This is a genomic window from Mesorhizobium sp. ESP7-2 (assembly GCF_020164715.1).
Taxonomy (GTDB): Bacteria; Pseudomonadota; Alphaproteobacteria; order Rhizobiales; family Rhizobiaceae; genus Mesorhizobium.
This window is the reverse complement of the sequence record NZ_JAIUGQ010000017.1, coordinates 111,852-123,060: the sequence shown is the minus strand read 5'-3', so window position 1 is coordinate 123,060 and position 11,209 is coordinate 111,852. Positions and strand designations below refer to the sequence as shown.

General features: G+C 61.2%; 5 protein-coding genes and 1 pseudogene. 2 read left to right on the top strand and 4 right to left on the bottom strand.

The genetic code is table 11. The annotated features are described in order from the left end of the window. Positions 1-369: pseudogene (locus LB543_RS18090) on the bottom strand (hypothetical protein); the annotation flags it as partial. 126 nt (positions 370-495) lie between these two features. On the opposite strand from LB543_RS18090, the gene LB543_RS18085 reads away from it, so the two are divergent. Together LB543_RS18085 and scpB are read left to right on the top strand one after the other, a co-directional pair. Continuing rightward, positions 496-1,452, top strand: coding sequence for a DUF1403 family protein (locus tag LB543_RS18085; protein ID WP_224615038.1), 957 nt, complete (start codon positions 496-498; stop codon positions 1,450-1,452). Between the two features lie 2 nt (positions 1,453-1,454). Then, positions 1,455-2,138, top strand: a complete 684-nt coding sequence (gene scpB / locus LB543_RS18080) for an SMC-Scp complex subunit ScpB (RefSeq protein ID WP_224615032.1) — start codon at positions 1,455-1,457, stop codon at positions 2,136-2,138. Positions 2,139-2,331: 193 nt separating this feature from the next. Here scpB and LB543_RS18075 read toward each other — a convergent pair whose 3' ends face one another. The 3 genes from LB543_RS18075 to LB543_RS18065 are packed head-to-tail and all read right to left on the bottom strand — an operon-like array spanning position 2,332 to position 10,998. Beyond that, complete coding sequence (locus tag LB543_RS18075) at positions 2,332-4,788, bottom strand: ATP-binding protein (protein WP_224615031.1); 2,457 nt, start codon at positions 4,786-4,788, stop codon at positions 2,332-2,334. Then, positions 4,785-4,994: a hypothetical protein gene (locus tag LB543_RS18070; RefSeq protein ID WP_224615030.1), complete on the bottom strand. Its 210-nt coding sequence runs from the start codon at positions 4,992-4,994 to the stop codon at positions 4,785-4,787. The genes LB543_RS18075 and LB543_RS18070 overlap by 4 nt, the downstream gene beginning before the upstream one ends. A gap of 28 nt (positions 4,995-5,022) precedes the next feature. Continuing rightward, entirely contained in the window at positions 5,023-10,998 is a 5,976-nt protein-coding gene (locus tag LB543_RS18065; RefSeq protein ID WP_224615029.1) for a DUF3320 domain-containing protein, read from the bottom strand. Positions 10,999-11,209 lie beyond the last annotated feature (211 nt).

Sequence of the window (11,209 nt, the reverse complement as noted above, 5' to 3'; positions counted from 1 at the left end):
GTCGGCATCGCCGGCGGAAAGCCAACGATTTGGCTTTCCGAACTCCGAACGGTGAGCGTCCGGTTCGCCTTCAGGCGTATCGGAAGGTCCGGTGGACCTTTCGAAGGATTGCGAACGCCCCGAGGGCCCGGAGCCATAGCGGAGGGCATTGGCTTCATCCGCCGCCGGCTCTTGCGGCACGCGGCCCATCTCCAGGACGACGTCGATGATGTCGGGCATGTCGTCGGCGAACGTGGCGTCGGGCTCGTCCGAGCCTGCAGCCACGTTCTGGTTGCCACGTTCCCGATCGACAGGGGACGCCGTTTTCTGTGGGCGAGCGGAGCCGCGCCGAGTACGGTTTTCGGGGTTTTGATCGACGTGGGAGGCCATTTCTTAACATAGAGACCAAAACGAACGATAATGCAACATTATCATTCGTTTTTGTGCGCCGACAGGCTGTGCGTTTTGGGCTGAAATTGATGGCGCAAAGCGCACGCGCGCTTTACCCTCGCAATGATGATTCGCCTCGATCCCGCGACCGCCAACTCCGTCGCCGCGCCACCGACCGTTCCGGCCTGGGCGCTCGCGGCCGGTGGTGCTCTGCACGACGCAGACGCCGCCTTCCAGGCCGGCGCTGCGCTGGCTTCGCTGGACACGCTTGCCCGCGCGCAACCCGCCTGGGCCGGCGCGTGGCGCCAACGGCTGGCACTGAAATGCGCCCTCGCCAGCATGCGGCTCGCCGGCCGCGCCGAGGACGAAGCCGCCTTGCGCGATGCTTGGCAGCTTTGCCCGGCCGGCGCCGACCCCGGTCCGGCCGGCGCCGTGTTTGGCGCCTGGCGCCAACTGACGCTCCAGCCTCCCGTCGCTACACCTGACCGGCTCGAAAAGGCCGTCGACCAGCTTGGGCTTCATTGGGACCGCGCGGCGCTCGCCGATCTTGGCACGGAGATCGAAAAAGCGGTGGGATCCACGCGGCCGGCGCCGTTCGCCTCGGCGGCAATCGCCGCCCAGGTTGTCGCCTTGCGCCCCGATGCCGAGCTGTTTGGCTGGTGGCTTGCCGACCTGGTGCTGGCGCAAAGCCTGCGCTGGCCGCGGCCGCTGCCGCTGTTGATGGCCCAGGCTTTTGGCCCGGCCTTCCGGAGCGAGGCCGGCGGCAAGCGCATCCGACCGAGCGAAAATAGATTTGAGCGGGCGGTCTGCGTTGCGCTGGTTCAAGCCGCGGCCGATGCCTGCCGGCTGGCCAGCGAACTGTCACGCCGCGCTGAAAAGCTCTCGGCAGTGGCGCCGAAACTGCGCGCGAAAGGCGCCGGCGATGTGATTTTCTTGCTCCTGAATGAAGATGCCGTTTCGGGATCGCTGACGACGAAGAACCTGTCACGTTTTGCGGCGCGACGGCTGTTCGAACGTCTACAACAACTCGAAGCGGTGCGCGAGCTTTCCGGCCGCACCGCTTTTCGGCTGTTTGGGTTGTAGCCATGAGCGAAGCGTCCGCCCGCCGCAAGGCAAACGATCAGCCCGCGTTGCTAGACACCGAGCTCGAGCATTTGCCGGCGGAACTGCGCTGGCGCGAATGGATGGGCCGCGTCGAAGCGGTGATCTTTGCCGCCAGCGAACCGGTGACACGTAGTGTGCTGGCGCGGGTGGTGGGAAAAAACTGCAATCTCGAGCTGATCATCGACGACATCCGCGCCGAGCTCGGCGGCCGCCCCTATGAGCTGGTCGCGGTCGCCGGCGGCTGGCAGCACCGGACCAAGAAAATTTTTGGCGACGCCATCCGCTCCGCCTTCGGCACGGCGGCGGGCGAGGGGGCAAAAGAACTGTCGCAGTCCGAAGCGCTGGTCTTGATGTGCATTGCCTATTTCCAGCCGATCACCCGCGGTGAGCTCTCTTCCTTCTTCGGCAAGGAGGTGTCCCGCGATCTGATCGGCGTGCTGCGCGCGCAGGAGCTGATCGCGTCGGGTCCACGCTCGCCGCAGCCCGGCGCGCCCTACACCTATGTGACGACCAAGAATTTCCTGTCGCAGTTCGGGCTCGACACGCTGCGCCAGCTGCCGGATTTCGAGGCGCTCGAGGACGCGGGACTGCTGTCGAAGGACAGACTGCTGGGCGGCGACATCGTGCCTGGGTTTTCAGACCGCGATGACGAAGAGCCAGAGTAGCGTGCTCTGCCGATGCGTATATTCTCGTGACGACCACCGACGATAAAAGATTGTGCAATCACCGGTGCCCGTCGAAACGCGTTTGCTTGCCATAGGATTTCTGGCGGTCGCGGATCCGGGCACTTCACATATGCCCACGCAAACGCATGGATGCGCGTCAGCCGGCGGGAGGTCGGCTTATACCGAATGGTAACTAGGCACCTTTTTGCAGCAAGTTTAGATTTAGCGCACCGCATCCACAGCGCAGCGCCTCCTTCTTGCCTCTGTCGGGCGAAACGAAATAGATTTCGTTGCATTTGTCGCATGTGAAGGCGTCCGTAAATCCGCGAAAGGCAGTCACGACCGGTGCGAAATCCGATCGGTTGAGGTCCGCCCATTCGTTGAAGTGGACGGCCGTGTTGATCTGCCAGTTGTCGTAACCTGTTTTGATCTTGGCTTCCCCAAACGCAGTTTCGATCGCGTTGATCAGGTCCAGGCCTTCATTCTGGTTCCAGGAATTGGCGGCCGCCTTTGTCTTCTTCAGCAGCTCGCCGAGCGCACTGGTGGCGCTGGGCAGGAGATCACCAAGCATGAATTGAGCATCGCCGCGGAACTCCACACTGGCGCGCAGGCGGTCGCAAGCCTCCTTGGCAAAATGCTCAAGATAGTGACGCAGCAGCGCAGCCGCCGCTCTTACATCGTTTTTTGCCAAGTGGACATCCAACTCGGCCCAAACGTCATGATCATCCCATTCGGCAGGACCCAGATCGACGGTCCAGGTTCTAAAATGCGCGAAGTTGCGACCCTTGATGAGCCCCTCGGACTTCATGTGCCGCAACCAGATTTCGTCGTGTGTGGTGAAGATGAACTGCGTGTTCGGAAATCTCTCCTTGAGCAGGGCACAAACCTGGCGGCGGTGGCCGGCGTCGACCGACATAAGCACGTCATCGAGCACCGCGAAGGTGAAGTTCGACCCCAGCAGATGGTTCATGAGCGCCAGGTATAGGCATAGTCCCATACCGTCCTGGTGGCCCTCGCTGTGATAGGCGCCTGGCGGAAAATGTCCGCGGCCATAGAAATCGACGTCAAATGCCAGCCTGCCTATGGAAGGCATGAGTTTGGCGGTGAATGTATTCTCATCATCTTCATTGATCTTGCGATAGTAACTCGCGAAGGTAGTCTCAACGTCCTTGTAGATCTTCTCCAGCGCGGCCGTTGTCACCGTTCCGTAGGTGCTGGAGATCCTGGCAGCGCGTTCAGCCCGGAGCTTGCCCGCCGCGTGTTTCTGCCGTGCGATGCGCAACTGCTCGAGGCGTTCTTGCGCCAGAACAAGAAAGTCCCGTGCGGCGTCCTGCTTGCTAGGTTCTGGAATCGCGGCGATCGCCTTTTCAAGCGAGGTCAGTTCCGTCCCCAATTGCGGGGCAGTGTATGGCGCCGTCAGGACCGCAACCGTATCGTCGAGAGGCAGCAGCTTTTGCAGCTGCTTGTATCTGGCACGAAGAGTTGAGCGGAATTCGTCTAGTGCGACGACATCGATCTTCGGAGAGAAAAGACCCGCTTGATCGATTATCGTGGTCAGGGCGGTGCCTGCGGTAAACAGATCGTCGAGAACCGGCTTAAGTTCGGCTTCGAGCGCGGCGCGACGTTTGCCCAGATCGTCAAGATGAGTCAGTTTCTCGGCGAGATGCCCCCGAAAAGCATCAGGTTCGAAGGGCGTATCGCATACCGGGCAAGCCGTGCCGTCGTAGAGTTCAAGCGCGGATTTGAGAAGAGATTCGCGTGACAGTCCGTCCAGGCTAGCAGCGTCCTTACCGAGTTCGGCAGCACTTGCGCTGGCGGCTGTGCATCGTTCCCTGAACGAACTGGCGGCAAGCGTCTCCAGTGCTTGCTTGAGTGCGGCCAGATCTGTCGTGGCCTGTATCTTCGGGACGCGGCCTGGGACACTGGTGGCGGTCGTTGCAAGACCGTCTTTGAGCGAGGTGTCGGCGTCCAGACCGGCCAACGGCGCGAGGCCAAGCAGCGCGCGTTGTGGGTTCACCACGTCGATGACCGTTTGCTTGTTGAGTACGGCCACACCGAGAGCGGCGAGAAGGGTCTTGACTGCATCTGTCTCGGCACGCTGCAGTCCGGGAAGTTCCCTGGTGCAGGCATTAGCGATTTTCTGCAGCACGCTCCGAAGCTTCTCGATGTCCTCGAGCCGCAGAAGGGACTGAACCTCCTTTGATCGCTGGCCTGGTTCGGACAGGACGTAGCGGATCAGCTCGCGACGTGAAAGCGCGAACTCCGGATGGAGGTTGACGCTCTCGAATGTGGCAAGAACATCCTTGTCGGCCGGCGTGATCTCAGGGGCGCTCGCGGACTTTACCGTACGGCGGATTTGCGCCTTCTTGTTGCCAAGGGCAGGCATAGTGACGTCGAGGGTGACCGAGGCCGCCTCTGGTTTGCTGCGGCTATCAACGTGTGGGCCGTGCGACTTTACCGAAAGACCGCCAGTCCCTGCGCCGGCCAAACGGGAGACGTTGCCGGTCAGGGCAAATTCAATCGCGTCGACGATGCCGCTCTTGCCGGTTCCGTTCGGCCCGCAGGCTGCGAAGTTCTGGCCGTTGAGACTAAGTGTCAGGTCGCGGATGCCACGGAACTCCTCAATGCGTATTTTGTCGATCCGGATCATGAGGCATCCGGGAAAATAGCGACGCGGATGGACGGTTCGGCAAACACGCCGTCGTCGAGCACGACCTTGCGAAGCCTCGGTGCGACTTCCCCGAGACTTTCTTCCTTTTCCAATGCGGTGAAGAATTCGCCAAGAATGTTGGCGGCGACCGACGTCACCTTCGCGGGCGGTTCTGCCGCTGCATCTTCCTGTGCTGTTGAGTCCACGTTTCGTCCAAGCCCGATTGGTTTGTTGCTAGGTAAACTGGCGTCTCGCCCTGACGATAGCCTCATCCAGCCGTGCCCGTGAGATCGCCGCGAGGCGTTCCACGCCCAAAAGGTGTGCCAGATCGCGTGCAGGATCGGGCATATCGAGCAGTCCGGGATTGTCGATCACCACCGAAGCGAGTTCGGCCAGGGGGATATCGACAATCGACCGTCTCGCGTCCTCGTTGACTGGTTGGCGATAAGACAGGAATCCCGTGATGGCTCCCTTTTTCCAAATGAATTCGCCGCTGGATTCCTGGGTGCGATCCAGATCTCGCAGGTGGAGGTCTATCCTCTCGCGGATGCGGCCGCCCGTGCGCAACCAGCCGTGAACCCGTGCAATGCGCTGGGCGAGAACGTCGGAACGCAATGGGCTCTCCATGTCAACGACGGCTTCGATCATCCCGCGCAGGATGGTGCCGTAGCTAAACTCGAAGAATTGCTCGGGGTCCGGCCGAAAGTCGGATAGATCCGTCACACGATAACGTCTTTGCTCGGCATGGTTCTGGATTGGCTCGCCGACCATTGTTGAAAATGCTGCAAAGTCCGAGGGCTCGGTAGCTGTGAGAACATTTGCCGAAACCAGCTCAACCTCGGACGTGACCGGAAGGGGCAGGGGCTCCTCGGTCGGTGCCGGCTGATCGCTGGGCTCGTTTGTCGGCTCAATCTGCTGACCCATTTCCCAGCGCGTCGTCACCTCCTCCGTCTGCTCGTTCGAACGACGGGTCCGCATCTCCTCGAGCAGGGTCTCGAGACTGGTGTGAAGGCGTTCGGCACATCCCTTTGCATCGAACCACCAGTCCGTCGACCAAACGCGCAGGATAGTCCAGCCGAGCCCTGTCAGGACCTGCTCGCGAACCTTGTCACGATCCCTTGCAGTCGCCGATCGGTGATAGGTCGCTCCATCGCACTCGACGCCCGCGAGATAAGCTCCAGCCAGATCCGGGTGGCGGATGCCCAGGTCGATCCGGAAGTCGGAAATCCCGACTTGCGGAACGACCGTCCATCCGCGCCGCTCCAATCGTTCGGCAACCGCCTCCTCGAATGGCGAATCGAAACCACCGACCGATCCAATATCCTGGGCGGGCAGCGCAATTGGGCCCCGATCGGCGTAGTCGAGGAATGTCTTCAGATGCTGCACCGCAATCGCCTTGCTTCGCGAAGGATCGATCTGGTCCGCGGTAAAGCCGGAGAAGACGATGAGCTCCTGGCGAGCGCGTGTTACCGCGACGTTGAGCCGGCGCTCGCCGCCGTCTCGGTTCAGCGCCCCGAAGTCCATCGCGGGCGGCTTTCCGGAGGCATCACGATAGAACGTGATCGAGAACAGGATCACGTCCCTCTCATCACCTTGGACGTTCTCGAGGTTCTTCACGATCGTCGGCTCGACCCGGTCTTCGGCGAAGAACCATTCGAGTTCAGGATGGTCCCGGCGCGCGGCATCGAGCAGGTCCAGGATCAACGATTGCTGTTGCGCATTAAACGTGATCACGCCAAGCGTCGGTCGTCCGCTTTCCGGCAGCGCCAGCCAGTCCCTCATGCGGTTGACTGCCTCGCGCACGACGGCCATGGCCTCGATCTTGTTTGTGCGGCTCTTGCCGCGATCGTAAACGCCGTCCGGCACCCGGTGCAGGCGAACCGCGCGATCGTCCACCGCCGGCGAGGGGAACGTGACCAGCCGGTTGCTGTAATAGTGATAGTTGGAGAACGCGATCAGCGACTCGCTTCGACTGCGGTAGTGCCATCTGAGATCACGCACCGCGATCCCGGACGCCCGTGCCTCGTCGAGGATGCTTTCCAGATCCTTTTCATGGTCAGCAACCTCCTCTTCATCCTCGTTGCGGCCGAAGAAATTGGTCGGCGGCAACTGCTTGGGATCGCCCACGATGATCGTCTGCCGCGCCCTGGCTATGGCACCTACGGCGTCCCAGGTGGTGATCTGCGATGCCTCGTCGAAGATCACCACGTCGAACAACGCTTGGTTGGGAGGAAGGTACTGCGCAATCGAAAGCGGCGACATCAACATGCAAGGGGCAAGCTTGGCGAAGCTCTGCGGCATCTTGCCGATCATGTCGCGGATGGACTGGCTGGGCCGCTGAAGCTCCATTTGATGTCGCAGCAAGCCCAGTTCTGAGTTGCGTGAAACGCTCTGGACCGGCGCAAGTCCATGCGCAAGCGCGCTGACGACGCGCTGGGTGGCGTGCGTGCGCACCAGATCGTCGATCTCACGAAATTCCGCGACTGCGTTCTCGTGTTGGAACCTGCGGAAGTTTCGCAATACGGCGTCGCCGTCGAGAACCTTGGGCAGCCACCATCTGGCGTAGCCAACGCGAAAAGCGGAACGCGTCTGGTCGGGAGCTATCATCCCACTCTCGATCTGCTCAACGAGAGGCGCAAGATGGTGTTGGACCGCCTGTCTTTTCACCTGGCACCAGGCCGCCCAATTGCGAAGCAGGTTTCGGGCACCAGCTAGCTCAATCAGTTTGGCCCTAAGCGCCTCAAGCCCCGGACCATCCGCTGGATCCGCAGGCTCGCGTCCCGCGGTCTGGCCGAACGCCACTCTCGCAGCATGGAATCCCTCGGCGGCCGCCAGCAGTTTGTCGCCCGCTTCGCGCAGTCGGTCGTTTTCAAGGGTGCCGCGCAGATTGGGCGCAACGGAACGGATGATGGCCCGAAATTCGTCCTGACTCCGTCCAGGAATGCGGAGCGATACGCGAAGTCGCCGAGCGAGATCGAGGATCGTCGCTACAGCCTTCACGTCTGTTGCTAAGCCTTCGATCGGTAGGGGCTTGCCTGCCAATGGGCTTTGGTCGACCGCGGCCAGAAACGCTCTCATCCGGCGGAGCAGCGGAAGATCGTTGCCGGGGTCGGCGGTGCCTCGTTGTGCGCGGCTTTGAAGCAGTTTCTGGACCTTGCGTTTGCCGACTACCGATCTCGGCCAGAACGATGCTTCCGCATCACGCCATTGCCTGTCCAGGACATCCAGGTCGAGGTCACGGACGATCGCGACATCATAGGCTGCCGAGAGGCCACGCTCGGCCTCCCGATAGGCTGCGATCGAGCGCTCAAGGGTGGCGAGCGCTTCGCCGAAGGTCGAGAAATCCCGGTCATAAGCAATCGAGACATCCCGATTGCGGGTCTGCGCCAGAACCTGCGCCAGGCCCAGGAGCGACTGGATTTCCGCGTGCGGCAAAGGCTCACTGGGGGCAAGACCGAGGCCGGATTGATAGTCCCGGATCGATGCCGTCAATTGGCCGATGGCGGAGTGCAGAGACGTCGCCCCAGCCAGCACTCTCAGTTGCCAATCGCTGCTCCACTCTCCAACATCGACCAGATCCAACGCCGGCTGACGCTCTACCGACCCAAAGACCAAGCCGACCTGCGCGGCCAGCTCCTCGAATTCGAGAAGCGTTTGCGGGTCGTGCCCATCAGGAGTCTGCCACGTGAATGCTGGCGCGGTCTGATCATTAGACTTGAGCGCAACGCCCAGCGCCAGGTAGGGCGTCCAACCATTGGGATAGCGTTTGTGAAGCGCTTCGACGTAGGCATTCAACTCATCGCGGCGCAGGCGAAGCCGCTCGTTGATGGCAATCCACTGGGATGCGTCCGCCTGGCCGCCGTGCTCCCATGAGGCTTTCAGTTGTCCGACGAAATGCCTGCGATCGGCCTTGTTCGAATGTAGCTCGATGCAGTGATTTCCAAGTCCATGTTCTCGCAACCGGCGATAAACCACATCCAGCGCCGCCGTCTTCTCAGCAACGAACAGGACCGTTTTGCCAACGCCCAGACAGTTGGCGATCATGTTGGCGATCGTCTGGCTCTTCCCTGTCCCGGGTGGACCGACGATCACGAAATCAAGCCCCTCGGCCGCTGCGATGCTCGCGGCTGTCTGCGATGAATCCAAAGGAAGGAGACTTATGATGTTGGACGGCTCATACGCGCGGTCCAGCTCTGCCTCATCGCGAAAGCCCGACTGGCCGTCCGAACTCTCGAAGGCCTGCTCGGGTGTGTCTATGAGGTGGCGAACGACCCGGTTTTGGCGCAACGCGTCGGTCCGCTCGACCAGGTCCTTCCACATAAGGAACTTTGCGAAGGAGAATGTCGACAACGCGGTCTCGTCGATCACCTCCATCCCGGGCACATCGCGGACCGCTTGGCGCATCGTTTGAAGGACCAGCGGTACGTCGACCCCGCTGTCGTCTAGCGGCAGATCGCCGGCAAACTGGGGAAGGCGAAGCTCGAAATCGCGCTCCAGGAACTGAAGTAGCGTGGCGTTGAACCGAGGCTCGTCTTCATGGAAGCGGATCGTGAAGCGTGAGGTCGCGCTCCGTCGCTCGAGCTTGACCGGGACCAGCAAAAGCGGCGCCCGGTAGCTGCGTTCATCCTCCGGTTTCTTCTTCCAGCGCAGAAAGCCTACAGCGAGGAACAGCGTATTTGCGCCGCCCTCGGCGAAGTCGTTACGCACCTGACGGTAAAGATCGATCAGTCTCGCCTCAAGCTGACGAGCATCCAGCGTGGAGGCAAGCTCGTCCCTCTGCAGCGCTTCAGCCGCGAACCCGCGTTGCAGATCGCGGCCGTGGACATCCCGATAGAGCTCGGCGTCACGCTCGCCCAAAGGGTTCTGCTCTGGCAACGAGATGACACGGACCGCAGCGCCATTTGCCAGCCTGTCCTCCAGATAGGCCACGTCGGTGCACAGAAATGGGATTGTCTTCTTTGATTCGGGAAAATTCAGCAGCCTGTTCCTGAGCGTCAGGTCGAGAAGCTTCTTTTGCCAGCGGTCGATGCGGCCGGCCGCGGTGCTAGGCTTCGCTTCAATGGCCTCAGCCGGCATCTCGCCCATTGCTGGCGCGGGGGGAAGCGGGAGGGCCGCGACTGCTGCCGCCTCCTCATCGACTGTGTTTCGCCTGATGGGTTCGTGTGAGGCAAGCGGCGTGATGCCGCCACTGCGCGATCGCCGGATGTCTATGGCTGCAACGAAGGCTTGCGCCTGTTCTTCCGCCAGGCGGATACTGAGCACATTTTGGGCGGCCTCGAGCGTCAGCGCAGGGCGGTGCGTCACGCCTGTGGTTTCGAACGCAATGAATTCACGCGAAGCCAGCGCCTTGCGCACCTCCATCTGGTCCGTTTCGACCGCATTGGAGAAGGTGCGCTTGGCCAACCAGACTCCCACCGCGGCATGCCCGTCAAACATCAAGACCGCTGGATGCAGCCCGGCAGCCTCCAGTGCAGCAGCAAAGAGAAGTGACGTATCCAGGCAAGTTGCCAAGCGTTCCTCAGCCATTGTCGTTGGCCGCCTGATCTTCTGGCCTCGGCTCTCGAAGCTCGCTGGAGGCTCGGCATAGTGCAGGCCAATGCCGGCGATCGCCGAATAGATGGCGGCAGCCAGCATGTATGCCCGTTGCGGACTTTGCGATTGATAGCCGTCAAGGCCGCTCGGATGGCCGTGCGCAACAAGTCGTTCCGCTGCGACCCTCAGGATCGGCGCAACGCCGGGATCATTCGGCATCACAAAAGCCGGAAGCAACTGCGCCATGTCGGCAACGCCACCCCACTCATCGCGCGCGAGCAATCTGACTGTCAGCCGCCGCTCATCGAGGACCTCGCCTGCCGCGGTCAGCCGCAACGTGATCTCACCTCGCTCGGCCTCATTGAGGCCTGTGAGATATCCGGCATCGAGCTCGATTTTGCGGTCGCTCAGTTCAAGCCTGTCGCCAGGAACGAGACGGTCTATTGTCCAGGTTTTCGGTCGCAGGAATGAGGGCGATGACGTCAGCTCGAGACGGCAATTCTCCAGAGTGCGGACGGAGTCGTTATCAAGCCGGATGGACCGAACCACCGGTATCGCGTTCTGATAGGACGCATAAGTGAAGCTGGACGCGACGTCCGCGATTATGCTCGCTGCAGGCGAGTTGTCGGCTACCGCATCATCATTTAATACTAGCTCTGAACTATCAAGAGATTGCATTGACCCCAAGTCCCCCTGAATTCAGATTAGCAATTTTTTCGAGATATAAAAGGCTCCCGGCGGGCTGAACGAATAAAAGGCTTCGCTTATCCACGCGATAGCTGGGTCAACCAACGGTGAAGCGCACTCTCAGCAATGCACCGCTAGGGGACGCGCGATAACGGTCGTCCTTAACTTCGTGACCTCATTGCAGTAGGACTGTTGCCGAACA